The organism is Nostoc foliaceum FACHB-393 (assembly GCF_014698505.1).
Lineage (GTDB): Bacteria > Cyanobacteriota > Cyanobacteriia > Cyanobacteriales > Nostocaceae > Nostoc > Nostoc foliaceum_A.
The window spans coordinates 123836-143219 of the sequence record NZ_JACJTD010000014.1; the positions used below are offsets into that span (position 1 = coordinate 123836).

A 19384-nucleotide genomic window follows, 5' to 3' on the forward strand; every position below is an offset into this window, starting at 1 on the left:
CAAACTATAGCAATCCAATTTATCTGCTTCCCAGACTCTGGCTGCCGCCTTAAGACTTTCGGCAGCAGCCCGATGAAGTGCATTTCCAGTCAGAGGCTGGAAAGGAGATTTTAACCTAAGTTGACACTAATTAGCATTGCTGTACCCCTAGCAACGTATTTGTATCATTATTCAAGTGAAATGATATAAAAAGTACTTCAATTCTTCACCTGAACTTATTAATAATTAAAGGAAAAACTCATACTTGTCCACATAATAATGGTTAGTTGAAAGCTAAGTTATTAGAAATGGACATAATTAAACATAACTATATTTTTATCATTTTTAGCCTTAATGCCTTATGCCTCACACTTTATGCTCTGTCCTCAGCAGTTATGTTTATTTGCACCCTTTACTTAGCCTTACCTTCCTAACTGTATGACTTAAATTTTGATATTAACTTGATGATTACTTCATCTTAACTTTAAAAAAGTAGTTTTTTCTCTTTTAAGGCTGTTTATTTAACGGCTATCACTAAGTTTTTAGATTAGTAAATGGCGTGTTATTAGATAAAATAATCTAGAAAGATCATCAAAAGTATATATGTATGCGTTTTTCTCAGTTTGCAGGGATTCTTGGTTGTACAACAGCAGCTTTTATATCAATTGCGCCCATACAGGTAGAAGCTGCAACTTTTAAAGTGATATCTGGAGTCACCAGCATTGATCGTGACCACGAGGATATTCTTAGAAATATCGGGCTAAAATTGACAGGCAGTAATAATACAGTCGCACCAATTCCCAGCAATTATTTAGTTGGCTTTAACATCGACTCAGCCACCAGTTTCATGTTCAGCGATGAAGGCAGTTTTACTCCGCTCTCAGGTACAATTGAGCATACTGGTAGTGTTACCTTCAACGATCAAATTACTGTTGGTGAGTTTTCAATTGCTTTTGCTCCGGGACGTACTACCAAAGATGCCAGCGGATTTGTTTTAAGAGATACAATTTCTTTAAATACAATTTTGTTTGATTTGAGTATTCCAGAACCTGTAGCATTTGATGGCGAAAATTTAACCATCCCTGATGTTAAATTGTTAATTTCTCCAGAGTTTGCTGGTATTCTGCAAAACTCTAACTTAGCTGGTTTATTTGCTGGAACTGCCCGAATTGATGCTCAAGTTGCTGCCGTACCTGAACCTGACAGTGTACTAGCAACTTTGGCAGCAGGTGCGGCTCTCTTGGCAACTAGGTTTTTAACTCAAAAAATTAAATGCACCTGATATCTTGAAGCATAGCTAAATGCTTCTTAACAGGTGCAAGTGTATTTGCAGCAATTAGCCCACTGGCGGCGACTGCTGGTAAACCAATGCCAGGAAATGTCGAGTCTCCACAGCACATCAGTCCTGGTAGAGGTGTGCTGGGGCCAGGAAACATACTACTTCCAGCCTGAATTGCTGGGCCATAAGAACCTTGGTGACGACGGAGAAAACGCTCGTGGGTTAGAGGTGTACCAACAAGTGTGATTTCGCAACGAGAGCGAATATCTGGAATTATCCGCTGTAGCGCTTGCCACATTACTTCTGCACGCGATCGCTTTTGTTCGGCATATTCTTGGTTCTTTCTATCCATCCCCTGCCAGATAGCATATGGCTCATTACCAGGAGTATAAACATGAATCACGTGCTTACCCGGTGGTGCTAGGGATGGATCGAGAATTGAAGGGATTGATATCACCACAACATTCTGAGGTGCTGTTATGCCCAATTCCCAGTTATTAACCACAATGTAATGACACCGCAAATTTGACTGTAATCCTTGAGCATCAATGCCTAGATGTAGATGCATAAAGCTATCACATTCAGGGGTAGCCTCTCGTTTAGCGCGGTACTGTTTAGGTATTGCCTTTTCTGGTAGTAACTTCAGTGTGTCCCAAACCGAGGCATTAGAAATTACTGCTCGTTTTGCGCGAATTTCGGAGCGATCGCGCAGACGCACACCCACCGCTTGATTACCTTCTACAAGCACTTGCTCCACGTGAGCGCCCAGCATCAGCTTCCCTCCGTGACGCTCCAATCCTTGTACAAGGGTGTCAACTAAAGCACCACTACCACCAATCGGATATTCAAGTATTGCGTCTGGCCGATACCAGTCCGCAAACATAAATCCTACCTCTGCGGCACTAGTGCCATCTGCTGGCAATCCAGAAAGCAGAAAACAAAGCAAATTCAGCCAGTTTCGGGTAAAGGGGTCTTTAACAACGCCATCCATAATCCGGCTAAAGGGGCCCGTCAGCTTGATTATATTTGCAAAATGTTTTGTCAGAGATGGGACAAATGGGCCTACAGTTCTAGCTGCACCAAGATCAAAACGTAATGCCGCTGGTGGTATGGAAGTTGCGGCCCTAGCGAATGGTTCCATAACGCGCTGGAGTTCCTGCCATTCGGCTACAGCATCATGTCCCCGGAATTTCATCAGCACTTCACAAAACTGCTCCGCACCAACCGAGGTGTCAAAATCACCTTCTGGTACAGAACAACCCCAGGTATCGTAGGTTACGCATGGTAATTCTGAACCAATTGCATCTAACACTTGCCGCAGAGGGTTGGCAGAGGGGCTGTAAGATAGTCCAGAGTAAAGGGACGGGCCCGAGTCAAATTTGAACCCATTGCGCTCAAAAGCATGGGCAGCACCTCCAGCAATGGAGTGGCTTTCGCAGACTATCACATCAAAGCCATACCGTGCCAAAAGAGCAGCACAACTCAAACCGCCAATACCGCTACCAATAACAACTACATCTGTAATTTGCATATATGTTTGCAACCATGAATTAAAACAGCCGGGGAAACTTGGATAATATCATTCGCTCCGCCATTCATAAACTGCTCTAATTGGTTAATATCATCAGTAAGGATAGATATTAAACCGCCAGTGCTGCGTTCTTCAGATTAAAGACTTGATTCGGGCAGACTGATGAAAATTGATATATTGAGACACGGACACAGGGAAATATTTATTCTCCGCGCTACTCCCTACCTATGATTGGTTGATTTATAGCCTATTATGGCATTTAGTTAATTCTAGATACTCCAAATTTTGAATTTAATTTTAAACCTGTTTTCATCACCTTAATAACCCAGGCTATGTTGGCATAATTTCTATTTATATAGAGCTGAATAAAGTCATAATTGTAGCTTAATTACCATCAATTTAGTATTAACAATACTGAAGAAGTCCTTAACCTAAATTTGTACTAACTTTAACTCAACCTTTGCTTACGCTGTATCTCTTAGTAAGAAGATTGTGTAGTAACTATGGCAAAATACTGTATTTCAATCGGTATTTAGATGTATGACTACCATTAACCCAGAGCTAGAAGCTAAATCGGAGGTTGTAACAAGTTGCTGTTTACTGCATTAAGGATCAGAGATTCATGAAACTGCAACTGACCCAAATACACTTTGAGCCAAATTAACTGAAGCGTAGACCCATGAGACACAAAGGTTCTGCTTGCATAGATAGCGGAAAACCAAGTGTCTACGCCGACAGTATGACATTTGCATATTTTCTGTGGAGTTTTCTTAACTATTCTTGAGGAGTACAAATGCTTGAGGCTATCGCTGTTGCTTGGTTATTACTATTTTTTGGTGATTTTTTATCTACATTTATTTATCATGTACCCGAGCACGTTTTTGGTAGCCTTCATTTAAAAACGCACCACTCCTGGAAGAAGGACTTCCGCCACTACGCTATTTTGACTTTTAATCCCCAGGTTCTTTTAGATGGTATCTTGGGAGCTTTGCCTTATGTACTCATAGCAGTAGTCTTGTGGTCTTTTTCTCCCATCGGCGTTATCTCTGGATTACTGCTTGGTCAGCTTCATGTATGGTGGAGACACATAAGTGTACTGGGTTGGCAAACTTCAAAGCCTGTAAATATTTTATGCCAAATTCTATTTATTACTACTCCTGAGAGACACTGGTTACATCATCACAAAACTAATTTAGGTTTCGGTGATATCTTCACCTTTTTTGAACAGCCTGCACAAATGTGGTTACGCTGGCTTCGGCTACTCAGACTTCGTTTTCGCTACTCTCGAATCTAACTGAAGTTACTGCTTACCTAAATACTTTTTAAAATTACCAAAAAAAGCTGCGATCGCAGCTTTTTTTGTAGACTATTTATTTTTTGCCAAAGAGCGGATTATTCTAGTCTTAGAAATGCAGTTACCTACATACTCAAAAAAGCTGATTCCCAATTTACGAGTAGTCGCAACAAGAGACATCAATTGACCATAGCTTTAAAACTATGCCTTTATATAGTTATTTCTATAACTCATCAAAAAGTAAGCGAGTTACACAGGCGCAATAACGCCTCTGCTACCGAGTTTAAAGATATTTGCTACCGCTCAACTTTGCTGTTATATCGCCCATCTTTTTGGGAAAACTAGTCTTAATTAGTAAATTATTATATTCCACTAGATTTTTATGACTATTTCTTTCTTTTTGGGAGATGTTGGGCGTAGTTTGCTTATCCAAAGGAGTATGGATAGCTGCGGTGAAGAAGGCAGCAGGCAGGATAGCGCAGCCGTAGCGAGTCCGCGAGCGTCGGCAAGAGGCAGGAGGAGAAAATCATCCGGGGATTCGACCCCTCCTGAATTGAAGCCACTGAACTCTCGTAAAGAGCGGGAAGCTAACGCAACAGTGAGGGACTTAAATCCAAGCTCCCTCTGGTCGCGGCAGGAGGTTGAGGACAGTTTTCCTCTTGCCTTCCTCGATATAATTAATAACCTACTTGGCTTGAATGCGGTCAATTTACAACCTGCTGCTTATGAGGTGTTTCATGTCCGCAGTTAGCCTCAGAAAGATTCTCAACAAAAAAGATTTGCCATCTCTTCTTCATAACTTAGTCTACCAGTTTAACGTTGCGATTGATGTTGAACTGGTAGACGGCACGAAACTAATCAGCATTGGGGAGCAAACTACGAAAAACCGATATCCAATCGAGGTGTCAGGAGAAATCATCGGTTGGGTTGTTGGCAAAGAACAGGCAACTCTACTTGCGACTTTGCTCTCATTTCTGGCAAAGCAGGAAGCTGAGAAGAAAGAACTCGCCAAAGAATTGCTGGAGCGATACCAGGAAATTGATTTGTTTGAGGATATCTCAACTCAACTGACAACAAGTTTAGATACGCGACAGATTGCCCAGCTCGTGCTTCAGGAATTGAGTCAATTAATTGAATCATCTGCGGGGATGATTCTGCTCCTGAGTCCAGATGCAACTGCATTTGAAATTATTGCCGAATTTGGAATATTTTTTGACCACAGTCAGCCGGAACCAGGGAAGGGAATTATTGGCAAAATTGTGCAATCCAACCGGGCAGAACTAATCAATGATGTCCAAGCCGATCCTCGATTAGAGGGGCAAAAAAACGTTAGCGCCCTGATTTGTGTACCGTTGCGAGCCAAGGAGCGGGTACTGGGAGCGATCGCTATTGGAACGCCCAAAACTGACTCATACATGGCTGAACACCTGAAACTGGTGAGTATCTTTGCCTCTCAAACAGCGATCGCTATTGACAAAGCTGTGCTTTACGAGCAAAGCACTCAAGCCGCCGTCCAGGCAAAAGCCCAGACACAGAAGCTTCAGCAAGCTCTCCATGAGTTGCAATTGGCCCAAACTAAATTGATCCAAAGCGAAAAAATGTCCAGTCTAGGGCAACTCATTGCCGGAGTTGCCCACGAAATCAACAACCCGGTGAACTTTATTTATGGCAATTTAAGGTATATTGCCGAATACGCCCAAGATTTGTTGCACCTATTAAAAAAGTATCAGAAAGTCCTACCTGTTGCTCCTCCAGAACTGGAATCAGAGTTAGACAATATAGACCTGGAATTTATCATGCAGGATCTCCCCAAACTGCTAGATTCGATGAAACTAGGCACAGGTCGCATCGTAGAAATTGTCCAATCACTGAAAAACTTCTCCCGTCATGACGAAGCAGAAATGAAAGCCGTCAACATCCACGATGGCATTGATGGGACGCTGATGATTCTTCACCATCGCCTGAAAGCAGCTATTCGCCGACCGAAAATTGAAATCGTTAAAGACTATGCCAAACTTCCCTTGATTGAATGCTACCCCGGACAGTTAAATCAGGTGTTTATGAACATCCTGGCAAATGCCATTGATGCTCTAGAGGAAGGAATGGACAATGAAGAAATATCCCCCCCTACAGCCCAAATCACCATTCGGACTGAAGTTTTCGACAACCAGTGGGTTGTGATTTGCATTGCCGACAACGGCCCAGGCATGAAGGAGGAAGTAATTCGCCGCATTTACGATCCCTTCTTCACCACCAAAGATGTTGGTAAGGGAACCGGGTTAGGCATGGCAATCAGCTACCAAATTGTTGTAGACAAACATCGGGGAATACTTAAGTGTCGTTCTCAACCAGGTGAAGGCACAGAATTCTGGATTCAAATTCCAGTCAATTGTGCATTGGCAGACGCTGCTGAAGAACAAAATAGCAACTCTGCGTCGCCAACTTCCACAACCGAATCATCCCCCACCTCCGATGCCGACGGCTTCATTCCATCAACAGCTCCAATGCTCAAACCGACGGATTTGCTGATCCGCCACACTCAATTGCTCCAGCGACTTTCACACCACAGTCCATCTGTGGAAGCTGCATCACCCGATCAACTTTACCAGATGTTTCAACACCACCCAATTTCGTTAAAGCTTTACGCCACTTTGTTGTCTTGGTTCTGTTGTTCTAACCCTACCCAAATACGCCACTAAAGAAACCTCAACCATGTTTGACCAACTTGATGAATACAACAGTCAGCTATTTGAACTATGTCCTGTTGGGCTAGTACTATGCCGAACAGATGGGACGCTAATTAAGATCAACCCTGCCTATGCTGCCATTTTGGGGCGCACTGTTCCAGAAACCCTGAATCTCAACTATCACCAGATTACTCCAGAAAACTATGCAGCTACCGACCAAGCTACCCTGGAAAACCTAGAACAAACTGGTCGTTACGGCCCCTATGAGAAGGAGTTAATCCACAAAAGCGGGTATCTGGTTCCGGTCAGAATCTCTGGACTGATGATTGAGAAAGATGGAGAGCAACTAATCTGGTCTAGTGTGGAGGATATCAGCGACCTTCGACGCGTTCAGCAGGAACGCCAACATAATGAAGAAATACTAAAACAGAGTGAAGCCCGATATCGGTCTCTAGTAACTGCTAACACACAAATCGTCTGGGTAAGTACACCAGAAGGAATTTGCTTTGAACTGGCAAGCTGGATAGCTTATACAGGTCAAAGTCTAGCTGAAGCGGAAAATGGGGGCTGGATTGATGCCGTTCATCCAGACGATCGCGCCTACACCGGAGAAGTCTGGAGTGCTGCTGTGGCAAACCTGAGTATGTATCAAATTGAATACCGAATTCGTGGCAAGGATGGCAACTATCGCTACTTTTGGGTCTGGGGTGCGCCCGTTATAGAAGAAGATGGCAGCGTCCGGGAGTGGATTGGCACCTGCACCGATATTCAGGATCGCAAGCTGGCAGAAGCCGAAAATCAGCGTCTTCAAGAACGATACCGCTCCTTAGTAACTGCTACTTCACAGATCGTCTGGGGAGCTACCCCAGAAGGACTGGGAATAAGCAGTGAAATGCTGACCTGGATGGACTATACGGGGCAGAGCAAAGCTGAAGTTGAGGGTTGGGGCTGGATCGATCCCATTCACCCCGATGACCGTGCCAACTCCACAGAAGTTTGGAATGCTGCTGTGGCAAACCGAGGTATCTACCAAACTGAATATCGGCTGCGTGGCAAGGATGGCACATACCGCTACTTCTCTGTCTGTGGTGCCCCCGTCCTGGAAAAAGACGGCAGCATTCGGGAATGGATTGGCACCTGCGCTGATATTCACGATCGCAAGCTGGCAGAAGCTGAAAATCAACGTTTATTAGATATGTTGAATCATTCTAGCGATGCCATCATCGTCCGCGACATGAGCGACAAAATCTCTCACTGGAATCAGGGTGCCGAAACTCTGTATGGTTGGACACGTGAGGAAGTCAAAGGACAGTACATTCACGTATTTCTTAAAAAAATCTTTCCCAAACCAAAAGAAGAAATCATCGCAGAGTTATTACAGCAAGGTAATTGGGAAGGAGAAGTGCAACACCTCACCCATGATGGCAAACAGCTTACCGTGCAGAGCCGATGGACGTTACAACGAGATATCTCTGGTCAGCCCTGCGCGGTGCTAGAAATCAATACCGACATTACTGCCCGCAAACAAGCAGAAATCGCTCTGCGGCAACTGAATCAAGAACTAGAAGCCAGAGTTGTAGAGCGGACAGCTGCTCTGCAAAATACCCTAGCAGAAGCGCAGGGATTAAATGCCATTTTAGATAACTTAGCAGATGGTTTGTTAGTGGCAGACACCACAGGACAAATCACCCACTTTAATCCTGCCTTTTTAACTATGTATGGATTGACAGCCAGTGCCCTCAACGGCCACTACCGAGAATTGCCGATATCTGGTTTAGCAGACCTAATTGCACGAACTCAGTCCCATCCCAAAGAGGTGTTCTCTGCCGAAGTTGCACTGGTAAAGGAACGCATTGGTCAGGCAGTGGCGACTGCCATTTTCAAAAAGACGGCAGATCAGGAACCCGCTGCCTGCTTCGGTTCGGCGTTGCTGATTCGGGATGTGACAGCAGAAAAGGAAATCGACCAGATGAAAACCGACTTTATCTCAACAGTTTCCCATGAGTTGCGGACGCCACTGACTTCTGTCCTTGGTTTTGCATCGATCATTCAAGAAAAGCTGGAAACCGATGTGTTCCCAATGCTTTCTACCGAAGACCGCAAGCTTCAGAAAACGATTAAGCGGGTGGCTGACAATCTCAACATTATTGTGTCAGAAGCAGAACGGCTCACGTCTTTGATTAACGATGTCCTAGACATCGCCAAGATGGAAGCAGGTAAGGTGGAATGGCAAATGCAACCCCTTGATCCCAGCGAATTACTCGATTGGGCAACCAATTCTACCGCCGGGTTGTTTGAAACCAATGGCTTGCAGTTAGTCAGCGAGATTGAACCTGGACTGCCTCAGATAGTAGGCGATCGCAACCGTTTGCTGCAAGTTTTAATCAATCTGATTTCCAATGCCGTTAAGTTTACCGAATCTGGTTGTGTCACCTGCCGCGTTAAACAAGGAAACGACGGTGTTTGCATCAGCGTTATCGACACAGGCATTGGTATTGCACCTGAAGACCAGCCGAAAGTATTCGAGAAATTCCGCCAAGTTGGCGACACCCTCACCGACAAACCCAAAGGCACAGGGTTAGGACTGCCCATTTGTAAACAAATCGTCGATCATCATGGCGGTAGAATCTGGGTTGAGAGTGAACCAGGTAACGGCAGCGTATTCTCGTTCATCATTCCCACTTACGCCTGTGATCCAAAAACGACTCCTAATCTGAATCTGGATACGCTAGTCAAACAACTCAAAGAACACGTCATCACCAAAAACGCTGTACTGAACCAAAACCGTAAAACGATCTTGGTTGTAGATGATGATGCCAACATTCGAGAACTACTCCGTCAACAACTGGAAAACGAAGGCTACAACGTTCGGGAAGCGAAAGACGGTGTGGATGCAATTCATCAAATCAAAACAGCTCGTCCCGATCTGATCCTTTTGGACGTGATGATGCCCCAAATCAACGGCTTCGATGTGGCAGCCGTTCTCAAAAATGATCCCCTGACCTCAGACATTCCGATCATTATTTTGTCAATTATTGAAAACAAAGAACGGGGCTATCATATTGGCATTGATCGCTATCTCACTAAGCCCATTGACACAGAGAAACTCCTCAACGAAATTGACTCACTCCTTTACCAAGGCACTTCTAATAAAAAGGTATTGGTTGTAGATAAAAATGCATCAGCCTTAAAAACCCTATCAGATGTACTACAAACTCAGGGATACAGCGTGATTGAAGCCTCCGATCCGCAAGAATGCATTCATAAAGCCTTGTCAGCCAAACCTGACATGATCATCATCGATTCTATCTTCTCTCAAGAAGCCGATTTGGTGAAAACCCTACGGTTTGAGAAGGATCTGGAAAATGTATTTTTTATTATGCTGTCTGAACAATAATCACTGTGACTGGGTACTGGGTAATGGGTACTGGGAACAAATTCTTCTAATCCCTAATCCCCAATCCCTAATTCCTAATCCCCAATCCCTAATTCCTAATCCCCAATCCCTATGACCCAGAAAATTCTGATTGTTGACGATGAACCCAATATCTTGATTTTGATGGAACAAGCCCTAGAAGCATTAGAAGACGAGGGTGTTGAACTTCTAACTGCTAGAAATGGAGAAGAAGCTCTCGAAACGATTAAAACTGAAAAACCAAATCTAGTTTTTCTCGATGTGATGATGCCTAAAATGAATGGTCTGCAAGTTTGTCACATTGTTAAACACGACCTACAAATGACTGACATCTACATTGTGATATTGACAGCTAAAGGACAAGAATTTGATAAACAAAAAGGAATTGAGGTCGGTGCAGATTTATATCTAACGAAACCATTTCGTCCCAAAGAAGTACTTGAAAAATCAATGCAGGTGTTGGGCTTTTGAGGAAAGTAACGAATGCTTTTGATCTGCTGTTGCTTTCAGTTTTTCGCAGTACTTGGTAATACTAATTTATCCACAATGGATGGAGCTTGTTTCTAATACCAAGCTATTTCGAATTTCAATTATTTAGATAGAATAAATAGTTTTTAAAACTATCAAAATATCACAAAGACGCGATAAATCGCCGTCTCTACAAAGGACTGATTATTGTAAAGATGGCGATTTATCGCGTCTCTTCCCTTAACAGAACCGTAACCCAAGTCTCCATTACTTTTTAACTGGGGCGATTGAGGAAGTAGGAGGCAAGAGGAAGCGCTGTAAATAAATTCAGGGGATTTAGCAAGGACGCTGTATTTCTTGTTGCACTCTCCGCTTGAAATATATATTTTTTTGTTTTTCATAAAGGAACTGACTTGATCTAGACCCTTTTGACAGAGGGAAGAATTATTTTCTAAAACCTTCTGCCTCCAGCAATAACTGTTCTCTGCCTTTCTTCGGTAATACCTGAAAATTGCTGTAAGTGTTAGCCTCCCCGGCTCACCTGCCCTGTGCTTGTTCAACTAAAAGGTATTTCTGGGAAACCTTAATTTGTGAGAGCGAGAGGCTTTTGCCAGAAGGAACTAGAATTAGGAAACACCTAGCTGGGTTCTTCTGACTTTTGAAATTAGGAGTGCATGTGTGCCAAAATCCCCTAAATATTTGCTGATTGGATCAACCGAGACTTACAGCGGTAAATCTGCAACTGTTCTGGGTTTGTCTCATCAGCTACAGCAAAAAGGACTGGATATTACCTACGGTAAACCGCTTGGTACCTGTTTGAATTCCTCTAGTGGAACCGTAATTGAGGAAGATGTCCAATTCATCGCTCTTAGCCTCAATTTGCCGGAAAACCGTGTTGCACCTACAATGCTGGCTTTGGATGAACTCAATGTGCAAAAACGCTTACGAGGGGAAGATAAAACCGATTATCAGCAGTCCCTAATACAGCAATATTTACAAATGTCCCAAGGTGATTTGGTATTACTGGAGGGGCCTGGTGATTTGTCCGAAGGCAATTTGTTTGACTTGTCTTTGCTGCAAATGGCTAAAGTATTGGATGCTGGTGTGCTGTTAGTAACTCGCTATAAATCGTTGCTTTCGGTTGAGGCGCTATTGACTGCGAAACAGCGTGTAGGCGATCGCTTACTTGGAGTTGTGATCAATGATATTCCTGTCACCCAACTAGAAGCGGTTGACACTCTGTTGCGCCCATTTTTGGAACACCAGGGGATTCCGGTACTAGCAATGCTGCCGAACAATGCTTTGCTCCGCAGTGTCAGTGTTGGCGAACTAGTCAAACAGTTAAAGGCTGATGTTCTCTGTCGCAACGATCGCATGGATTTGTTGGTAGAAAGTCTGGCAATTGGAGCGATGAATGTCAACTCCGCTGTCAAATATTTTCGCAAACGCCGAAATATGGCAGTGGTAACAGGAGGCGATCGCGTGGAAATTCAGCAAGCTGCTTTGGAAACTTCTACCCAATGTTTAATTCTCACCGGGCAACTACCGCCGCCGCCGTTCATTCTCAGTCGCGCTGAAGAACTGGAAATCCCGATTTTATCTGTTGACTTAGACACCCTCACCACTGTAGAAATTGTTGACCGCACTTTTGGGCAAGTCCGCCTCCACGAGCCGATTAAGGTTCAGTGCATTCGCCAGTTGATGTCTGAGCATTTTGACATTGACCGCCTGTTATCTAAACTAGGTTTAACTCCAGCAGCGGCATTGTCTTAGATTCATCAACTCAAGCAATTAAGAGCATCAATGCTCAATTATCAGTTAGGCAGCTGTATTACTGCTGAGGGTACAGCTGGTTCGCCGTCACCTCCCAGGGGACGGCGTGCTATTTCCTTCCGCCCCATAGCTGGGACAACGCACAAAAATTTAGAATAGCGTTACTTTCAGAATCCGTAAGAACTGCCAGAATCAGGCAAATTTCAGTACTTGACTCTCCTAAATGAGATTAGTTACGAAACACATTGGCTAGCCTGGTGTTACCAAGCAATGGAGTTACTGAACCAAACAATCGAAAATTAGTAGCAATGTTTAACTCAAGTTTTCCTCGCATCTACACGCTGTTTGGTAAAATATCTGGGTCGTTTAATTCGGATTATGTCCATCTTTGAGCCAATCAACAGACCTTATTAACCTCGATACATTAGCCCAAGAACTAGCGACAATCCAGCAAACGGGTTCTAAAAGAATCGCCTTGCTGGGTTCTCGTCACGTGCCGATTACGCATCAGAATCTTATTGAAATGATGACTTATGCCCTAGTTTTATCGGGTAATCGAATCATTACTTCTGGTGCTACAGGTACAAATTCCGCTGCCATCAAGGGAGCAACGCGGGCTGATCCGAATTTGCTAACGGTGATTCTCCCCCAAAGTCTGGAACGCCAGCCTTTGGAATCGCGCCAGCAACTAGAACAGGTAATGCATCTAGTGGAAAATCCCAGTAATGATACTCTGTCTCTTGCTGAAGCTAGTTACCTGTGCAACAAGGAAATTGTGTCTCGTTGCCAGCAACTGATCTGCTTTGCGTTTCACGACAGCCGCACCCTGTTGCAAACTTGTCAAGATGCAGAAGAACAAAGAAAAGTGGTGACCCTCTTCTACTTTGATTAGTCATTTGTCATTTGTCTTTTGTCATTTGTCTTTTCTATTTGACTAATGACTATTGACTGATGACTAATGACTCATAACCAATGCTTAATAAATAATGACTATTTTTTTGTACTCGATCGCTGCTGCTGCCGTTCTAATTTACCTGCCATTTTTGCTGGTAGCTTATGCCCGCGTGCGTATTGGGTATGAAATGTTTTCTACTCCTCGCGCAATGTTTGATAAATTGCCACCATACGCCCAAAGAGCTACTTGGGCACATCAGAACACCTTTGAAGCGTTTATGGTGTTTTCGGCAGCGGCATTGATGGCATACGTAACTGGTGTAAATTCTTTTACAGCACAAGTGGCTGCGATCGCCTTTGTGGTAGCCCGTTTGCTATACTCAATTTTTTATATTTTGAATATACCCCTTTTGCGATCGCTCATGTTTGGCATTGGCATCCTTGGCTGTGCCACTCTCTTTTTCTTGAGCATCATCCAAGCGACTAGTTAAGTGGGTACTGGGGACTGGGGACTGGGAAAGAGTTTTCCCAATCCCTAGCCCCCAATCCAAAATCGTTCGACTGAGCGAAGTCGAAGTCCAAAATCTAAAATCCAAAATGTTTTATGGCTTCTACTTTTTCCTTTGACATTGTGAGCGACTTTGACCGACAAGAGTTGGTTAACGCTGTCGATCAAGTTATACGAGACATCAAAGGTCGTTACGACCTCAAAGACACTGAAACTACTGTCGAGTTAGTCGAAGAAAGCATTAACGTTAGTACTGACAGCGAGTTTACCTTAGATTCTGTACACAACATTCTGCGAGAAAAAGCCGCCAAGCGTAACCTCTCCCAGAAAATCTTTGATTTTGGCAAAGTTGAATCAGCCAGTGGTAATCGCGTCCGTCAAGAAATCAAACTCAAAAAAGGCATCAGTCAAGAAATCGCCAAACAAATTTCCAAATTGATTCGGGACGAATTCAAAAAGGTACAAGCTTCAATCCAAGGTGATGCTGTGCGGGTTTCTGCCAAATCTAAAGATGACTTACAAGTAGTTATGCAGCGGCTCAAACAAGAAGACTACCCAGTTGCTTTGCAATTTACAAATTATCGTTAAAAGATTTGCATGGTGGGCAGTGCCCACCCAAAATACGTTTTGTGAAGATTTTTTGTTTGGATGTAATACGTGGTAAGGGCGTACTAGGAGGTTCCGCCTTCCTTACTTGCAGCAGCAGCCCAATGAGGTGCATTTCCAGCCTATGGCTGGAAACGAGGTTTTAAAGGAGTTTTAGCTTAATTTGACGCGTATAACAGGTATTGCGCCCCTATAATTAAGACCGTCCGCCAACACTTTTTTGAAATGCTGGACGCTCAGATAACTGCTTCATATATTTCAACACTTCTGGGTAGGAACTGAGGTCTAGTTTTAGCATGATGGGAATGTAATTCAGAATAGATCCCACTGCCACATCAGCAACAGTGAACTCATCGCCAAGCAAAAAAGGTTGCTTACTGAAAATTTCATTTAACGGAGTCAACAAGCGGGGCATTTCCCGCTCCCGGCTGGCTTCTAGAAAAATTCCTGGCCCAAGGGTAGCATTGGCAAACGACACCCATTGGGAGAATAGAGCACGTTCTTGGAGTGAAAATGGATTTTTACCGTATTTATCGGCAAGATACAGCAAAATTGCCCCAGATTCCCAAAGCTGAAAATCCCCGTCAACAATTGCTGGAACTTTGCCAACTGGGTTTATTGCCAAATATTCAGGTTTGAGGTGTTCACCAGCCTGCATATCGAGCTTGACGAATTCGTAGGGAACTCCTAGTTCCTCTAAATACCAGTGAACAATTGATGCTCGACTACGAGCACCGCCGTAAAGTTTGAGCATAATTACTTAAAGAACTTTGTGAGTGTGAGAATGCTGTTTAACGTTGTCTTCTTTGGTGACAACTCTAGCGGCATTTAATACCCGCTTGCGCTCAATGGAATACTTAAATTCAGTGTAGTTTGTACCTAAGGGAATTAAAGATTTTGCAGATTCACGACGTTTGTAGGTACGAGCTGCTGCAAATGCCCGTGGTACAAATTCCTCTCCAAACTGAGCCGAATCTGGGAAACCATCTGGCAACAATGGTGAATCGCCATCCAGCACAGATCCCAAAGTTGTTGCATGAGCCAGCTTATAGGAGGTAGGGATACCCTTTAAAAGCGCTTCCAAAGCGGCAGAGGGAATCGGTTCTATAACTTCGATTTGATAAACTTCTCCATCTTCTTTGACGAAGCAGGTTGCCAAACCGATAACAATGTAATCATCGGTTGCTAAATCAGGGGCATTAGGATAGGAAATTGCAGTTGTCATCGGAAAATTTCTCAAAACTTAAAAATTAAATCTAGATACTGGGGCAAGTGGCTCATGAGGCATGGGTTATTCTCCTTGTCTCTCTTGTCCCTATGTTCTCTTTCTCATCTCTAAAGAACCGCTTGTTGGCATTCTACCAATTTGTCGCTCTCACTACTTGACTAGTCTTGGAGATTAACATCTGCTATTTCTGGAATTCACCTTGGGGATGAAGTATTCATGATTAGGTTTGAGGATTAATTGTTTGTTTAGGGCGTAAATTTATCTTGTACCACTGGGTTAAGTTCTCTCTTGAGATGGCTTCTAAGTAACCCTGAATACTTTAAAAATAGTCATAGTGGTAAAACCACCCGTAGACAAAAATTAGAATTTAATTTCAAAAAGCAGGGATTTCAGGCAGGGAAAGATGAATATTCACTCGTTTTTAGCTGATGGTGACCAGCAAAATAACCAATCTAAATATGTCTTAACTAGTACAAATAAATTACCAAAGCAGAGGATAAATGACACAAGCGCATCTACTTTAGGGGATAGCTACTTACGCTCTTGTGCTTTAAGGTTGGCTCAACAAGGAGATTATACAGAGGCGATCGCAACCTTAACCCAACTAATTTCCCGCCATCCCCACAATGCCGTTGATTACAACAACCGAGGGCTGATTTATTTTCAAGGTGGTGAAAGGCAAAAAGCGCTTTTCGACTATAACACCGCCCTCAAACTTAATCCCTATTTGGCTAGTGCTTATAATAATCGGGCAAATTACTACGCAGCTTGTGGAGAATTAGCAGCAGCACTTGCCGATTACGATCAAGCGATTGATTTCAATCCTCGCTATGTCCGGGCGTGGATTAACAGAGGCATTACCTGGCGTGATTTGGGGCAATATGAGGAGGCAATTGAGAATTTTGAGGTAGCACTGCTTTTCGGTCAGCTAGAAGGTCATATCTGGGCTGAACGCGGCAGGACTTACCATCTTTGGGGCGACTGGAATTGTGCGATCGCTGATTATCGTCGCGCCCTCACTCAACTGCCTTCTCTCGAAAGAACTAGGGACGTTACTGGTTCTCGCTTGCGTTTACAAATCGAAAATTGGCTAAACGATTTGTTATCTCCTGAGCGTCCTATTTGGTAGATTAGTCCTTCTGGGGGATTCAAAATTCAAAATAAATTATTAAATTTTGAATTGGAGTTTAGTGACGCTGTATCGTTAATGACTAATAGATGATAACTACATAGCTATTCAAAAATTAGCTATTAACCATTATTTATTAGCAATAATATAAATTAACACCCGGTTTGTACGTAGCCAGAATCACAAGAAACCTAAATAATCCCAAATTAGCTATTTGTCTTAGGGTGATGACTCTGTTTGTTCATTTTCTCGGCGATCTGGATTCATCAACACGACCCGACGCTGGCTGGGATCAAATCGATATCCCTGTTGTTGCATAATACTTTTAGTTTGCTGAGGATCGAAGTTACGGCTAAATTCCGTCTGCAAATTATTGACATGTCCTTCCATCAGCTTGACTTCAGTACTAATTTCTCGCAACTTTTCTTGCTGTGACCAGTGATAAGGTAAAAGTTGTGTTAAGGCAGATGCTGCAATGGCTGTAATCACAACATTGACCGCTATTTTGGCTGTGCTTTCCAGCGCCATCACCTGGTAAGAACGTTGACGAAGATGCCGCTTTGGTCGAGGAATGACCCGGCGTTTTTGTATAGGTTGTAACGGTGGTCTAGATGGTTGAATCGCGTTCATGATGCTAAAAGATAACCTCGCTTAATGAAGGGAAGCACTGTAAAAGCCCTCTGGCGCTAATTACTGCTTGATTTAGCTGTCATATTACTTCATTTTTTTGAAATAGCTACAAGTGTTGCACCGGTTAAAAAATAACCTGGCTTACGTAAGTGCTAGTTTCGTAGCTACTTATGGCATAAAGCCGCAAGCAACTGGAAATTGCACCCCGTACTGCCAGGATTATTAGCTTTTTAACTGTGTCACATCGTAGCGTTATTTGTAAAGTTCTGTGGCTAATCGCCAAGCTAGAACTCCTGGGATCAGTGCCACAACTAGAGCGATGTAGACTTGAGTATCCGAGATGGAAGATATCTGAGCAATGTACAGAGTATCTAAGATAGGCATGGCTGAAAACCTCCTAACCTGAATAGATTTTGAACAGTTCGTTTACTACTTTTCCTTGTTTTGCCAAGATTGTGGAATATCTTGTTACAAGATGCAACAAAAGCAGTTATTGGTCAGTAGCCATTAGTTAATTCTCCATTAGAAAAATTTATAAAAATATGAATTTGTATTTGGGTATCGACTTCGGCACTTCTGGCGCACGCGGTGTGGTGATTGACGAGGAAGCCTCTTGTATTCAGGCTGAGGTACGATATCCCTTCCAGGACTCACCAGCCGCCGTTACGCCAAAAATTTGGCAGGAGGCTTTGTTTATGCTGGTGGAACAAATACCTGACCAATTGCGGCGAAAAATTAAAGCGATCGCAATTAATGGTACTTCTTCCACCGTCTTGCTGGTCGATGCTGTGGGCAATCCAACAGATGCACCATTGCTGTATAACGATGCGCGGGGATCATTGGTGCTAGAGCATTTGAGGAGTATAGCACCCCCTAATCATACCGTATTGAGTGCCACCTCCAGCCTAGCCAAACTTTTGTGGATGAGGCAATTACCCTCTTTTAGTGAAGCTAGATATTTCTTGCATCAAGCAGATTGGCTGGCGTTTCTCTTACATGGACAGTTGGGGATTAGCGATTACCATAATGCTTTAAAGCTGGGTTATGACGTAGAAGAGTTGAAATACCCAGAATGGCTAGAAAAGCTGCAAATACCGATTCAGCTACCCAAAGTTTTATCTCCTGGGACTCCGATTGCAGAATTACACCCTGAAATTGCGGACAAATTCGGTTTCCGCCGTGATTGTCTGGTGTGTGCAGGTACAACTGATAGTATTGCGGCTTTTCTCGCCAGTGGGGCAAAACTACCTGGTGAAGCCGTGACTTCCCTTGGTTCAACGTTGGTACTAAAGTTGTTAAGTCGTACCCGTGTAGAAGATGCCAGATATGGGATTTACAGCCATCGGTTGGGGGATTTGTGGCTGACTGGTGGTGCTTCTAATACTGGAGGTGCAGTACTCAAGCAATTTTTCACAAACGCTGAGTTAGAAAGCCTTAGCCGGGAGATTGATCCATCAAAAGCTAGCGATTTAGATTATTATCCGCTGTTGAAGGCAGGCGATCGCTTTCCGATTAATGATCCTAACCTCCCCCCACGATTGGAACCACGCCCAGATCATCCAGGAGAATTTTTGCATGGGTTGTTAGAAAGCATTGCCCGCATAGAAGCACGAGGGTATGAATTATTACAACAAATGGGCGCAGACAAATTGAGCCGTGTTTATACTGCTGGTGGTGGCGCGGCGAATGACACTTGGACTGCGATTAGGGCACGTCATTTGCAAGTTCCTGTCGTAGCGTCAGTATACACAGAAGCTGCTTATGGGACGGCGCTGTTGGCGATGGGGGACGGAAGAAGGGATGAACAAGACTAATTGTGTAACTATCTTTTCATAGATATTTTATAAATCAGTATCTATCCTAGTGACAATCGACATATCTCGGCCGATACTGGGATGATTAGATACCGGACTATAGGATTCCAGGTTCATCATCTGGGCAGCTATTCGGGGATGGGTGCTTC

General features: G+C 43.6%; 18 protein-coding genes. 13 read left to right on the forward strand and 5 right to left on the reverse strand.

The window, feature by feature from the left end; all coding sequences use genetic code 11:
- Positions 1-586: 586 nt before the first annotated feature.
- Complete coding sequence (locus H6G92_RS14100) at positions 587-1261, forward strand: hypothetical protein (RefSeq protein ID WP_190894302.1); 675 nt, start codon at positions 587-589, stop codon at positions 1259-1261.
- Here the strand turns inward: H6G92_RS14100 and H6G92_RS14105 are convergent.
- Entirely contained in the window at positions 1248-2789 is a 1542-nt protein-coding gene (locus H6G92_RS14105; protein ID WP_190894303.1) for a phytoene desaturase family protein, read from the reverse strand. The genes H6G92_RS14100 and H6G92_RS14105 overlap by 14 nt on opposite strands.
- A gap of 793 nt (positions 2790-3582) precedes the next feature.
- Here H6G92_RS14105 and H6G92_RS14110 point away from each other — a divergent pair.
- The 10 genes from H6G92_RS14110 to H6G92_RS14155 all read left to right on the forward strand — a co-directional run bounded on the left by H6G92_RS14110 (position 3583) and on the right by H6G92_RS14155 (position 14416).
- Entirely contained in the window at positions 3583-4083 is a 501-nt protein-coding gene (locus H6G92_RS14110; RefSeq protein WP_190894304.1) for a fatty acid hydroxylase, read from the forward strand.
- Positions 4084-4820: 737 nt separating this feature from the next.
- Complete coding sequence (locus H6G92_RS14115) at positions 4821-6782, forward strand: sensor histidine kinase (RefSeq protein WP_190894305.1); 1962 nt, start codon at positions 4821-4823, stop codon at positions 6780-6782.
- 13 nt (positions 6783-6795) lie between these two features.
- On the forward strand, positions 6796-10167 hold the full coding sequence (locus H6G92_RS14120) for a PAS domain S-box protein (RefSeq protein WP_190894306.1): 3372 nt from the start codon (positions 6796-6798) through the stop codon (positions 10165-10167).
- 111 nt (positions 10168-10278) lie between these two features.
- Positions 10279-10656, forward strand: coding sequence for a response regulator transcription factor (locus H6G92_RS14125; RefSeq protein WP_190894307.1), 378 nt, complete (start codon positions 10279-10281; stop codon positions 10654-10656).
- 675 nt (positions 10657-11331) lie between these two features.
- Positions 11332-12426: a phosphotransacetylase family protein gene (locus tag H6G92_RS14135; RefSeq protein ID WP_190894309.1), complete on the forward strand. Its 1095-nt coding sequence runs from the start codon at positions 11332-11334 to the stop codon at positions 12424-12426.
- A 30-nt stretch (positions 12427-12456) separates the two neighbouring features.
- On the forward strand, positions 12457-12585 hold the full coding sequence (locus H6G92_RS40285) for a hypothetical protein (protein WP_277926744.1): 129 nt from the start codon (positions 12457-12459) through the stop codon (positions 12583-12585).
- A gap of 24 nt (positions 12586-12609) precedes the next feature.
- Positions 12610-12729 carry a hypothetical protein gene (locus H6G92_RS38825; RefSeq protein WP_199344819.1) on the forward strand — a complete coding sequence of 40 codons (120 nt, stop codon included), beginning with the start codon at positions 12610-12612 and terminating at the stop codon, positions 12727-12729.
- A gap of 85 nt (positions 12730-12814) precedes the next feature.
- Entirely contained in the window at positions 12815-13318 is a 504-nt protein-coding gene (locus H6G92_RS14145) for a DNA recombination-mediator protein A (RefSeq protein ID WP_190894310.1), read from the forward strand.
- 94 nt (positions 13319-13412) lie between these two features.
- Positions 13413-13811 (forward strand): MAPEG family protein, encoded by a 399-nt coding sequence (locus H6G92_RS14150; RefSeq protein WP_190894311.1) that lies wholly within the window; start codon positions 13413-13415, stop codon positions 13809-13811.
- 113 nt (positions 13812-13924) lie between these two features.
- Complete coding sequence (locus H6G92_RS14155) at positions 13925-14416, forward strand: YajQ family cyclic di-GMP-binding protein (RefSeq protein WP_190728108.1); 492 nt, start codon at positions 13925-13927, stop codon at positions 14414-14416.
- 214 nt (positions 14417-14630) lie between these two features.
- Here the strand turns inward: H6G92_RS14155 and H6G92_RS14160 are convergent, their stop codons facing one another.
- Together H6G92_RS14160 and H6G92_RS14165 are read right to left on the reverse strand one after the other, a co-directional pair.
- Positions 14631-15188 carry a glutathione S-transferase family protein gene (locus H6G92_RS14160; RefSeq protein WP_190894312.1) on the reverse strand — a complete coding sequence of 186 codons (558 nt, stop codon included), beginning with the start codon at positions 15186-15188 and terminating at the stop codon, positions 14631-14633.
- Between the two features lie 6 nt (positions 15189-15194).
- A complete protein-coding gene (locus H6G92_RS14165) occupies positions 15195-15659 on the reverse strand; it encodes a hypothetical protein (RefSeq protein WP_190894313.1) in 465 nt (154 codons plus the stop codon).
- A gap of 406 nt (positions 15660-16065) precedes the next feature.
- Here H6G92_RS14165 and H6G92_RS14170 point away from each other — a divergent pair, with 406 nt between their 5' ends.
- Positions 16066-16791 carry a tetratricopeptide repeat protein gene (locus tag H6G92_RS14170; RefSeq protein WP_190894314.1) on the forward strand — a complete coding sequence of 242 codons (726 nt, stop codon included), beginning with the start codon at positions 16066-16068 and terminating at the stop codon, positions 16789-16791.
- 219 nt (positions 16792-17010) lie between these two features.
- On the opposite strand, the gene H6G92_RS14175 is transcribed toward H6G92_RS14170, so the two are convergent.
- Together H6G92_RS14175 and psaM are read right to left on the reverse strand one after the other, a co-directional pair.
- The gene (locus tag H6G92_RS14175; RefSeq protein ID WP_190894315.1) at positions 17011-17421 is read right to left on the reverse strand and encodes a slr1601 family putative cell division protein; all 411 of its coding nucleotides are present in this window, start codon (positions 17419-17421) and stop codon (positions 17011-17013) included.
- A gap of 252 nt (positions 17422-17673) precedes the next feature.
- Positions 17674-17763 carry a photosystem I reaction center subunit XII gene (psaM, locus tag H6G92_RS14180; protein ID WP_040630342.1) on the reverse strand — a complete coding sequence of 30 codons (90 nt, stop codon included), beginning with the start codon at positions 17761-17763 and terminating at the stop codon, positions 17674-17676.
- A 200-nt stretch (positions 17764-17963) separates the two neighbouring features.
- Between psaM and H6G92_RS14185 the strand changes: the two genes are divergently transcribed.
- Positions 17964-19235 carry an FGGY-family carbohydrate kinase gene (locus tag H6G92_RS14185; protein ID WP_190894316.1) on the forward strand — a complete coding sequence of 424 codons (1272 nt, stop codon included), beginning with the start codon at positions 17964-17966 and terminating at the stop codon, positions 19233-19235.
- Positions 19236-19384 lie beyond the last annotated feature (149 nt).

Excerpts from the sequence above, each read along its gene's own strand:
- H6G92_RS14100 (WP_190894302.1), top strand. The coding sequence starts at position 587 with ATGCGTTTTTCTCAGTTTGCAGGGATTCTTGGTTGTACAACAGCAGCT.
- H6G92_RS14105 (WP_190894303.1), bottom strand. The coding sequence starts at position 2,789 with ATGCAAATTACAGATGTAGTTGTTATTGGTAGCGGTATTGGCGGTTTG.
- H6G92_RS14110 (WP_190894304.1), top strand. The coding sequence starts at position 3,583 with ATGCTTGAGGCTATCGCTGTTGCTTGGTTATTACTATTTTTTGGTGAT.
- H6G92_RS14115 (WP_190894305.1), top strand. The coding sequence starts at position 4,821 with ATGTCCGCAGTTAGCCTCAGAAAGATTCTCAACAAAAAAGATTTGCCA.
- H6G92_RS14120 (WP_190894306.1), top strand. The coding sequence starts at position 6,796 with ATGTTTGACCAACTTGATGAATACAACAGTCAGCTATTTGAACTATGT.
- H6G92_RS14125 (WP_190894307.1), top strand. The coding sequence starts at position 10,279 with ATGACCCAGAAAATTCTGATTGTTGACGATGAACCCAATATCTTGATT.
- H6G92_RS40285 (WP_277926744.1), top strand. The coding sequence starts at position 12,457 with ATGCTCAATTATCAGTTAGGCAGCTGTATTACTGCTGAGGGTACAGCT.
- H6G92_RS14150 (WP_190894311.1), top strand. The coding sequence starts at position 13,413 with ATGACTATTTTTTTGTACTCGATCGCTGCTGCTGCCGTTCTAATTTAC.
- H6G92_RS14155 (WP_190728108.1), top strand. The coding sequence starts at position 13,925 with ATGGCTTCTACTTTTTCCTTTGACATTGTGAGCGACTTTGACCGACAA.
- H6G92_RS14160 (WP_190894312.1), bottom strand. The coding sequence starts at position 15,188 with ATGCTCAAACTTTACGGCGGTGCTCGTAGTCGAGCATCAATTGTTCAC.
- H6G92_RS14165 (WP_190894313.1), bottom strand. The coding sequence starts at position 15,659 with ATGACAACTGCAATTTCCTATCCTAATGCCCCTGATTTAGCAACCGAT.
- H6G92_RS14170 (WP_190894314.1), top strand. The coding sequence starts at position 16,066 with ATGAATATTCACTCGTTTTTAGCTGATGGTGACCAGCAAAATAACCAA.
- H6G92_RS14175 (WP_190894315.1), bottom strand. The coding sequence starts at position 17,421 with ATGAACGCGATTCAACCATCTAGACCACCGTTACAACCTATACAAAAA.
- H6G92_RS14185 (WP_190894316.1), top strand. The coding sequence starts at position 17,964 with ATGAATTTGTATTTGGGTATCGACTTCGGCACTTCTGGCGCACGCGGT.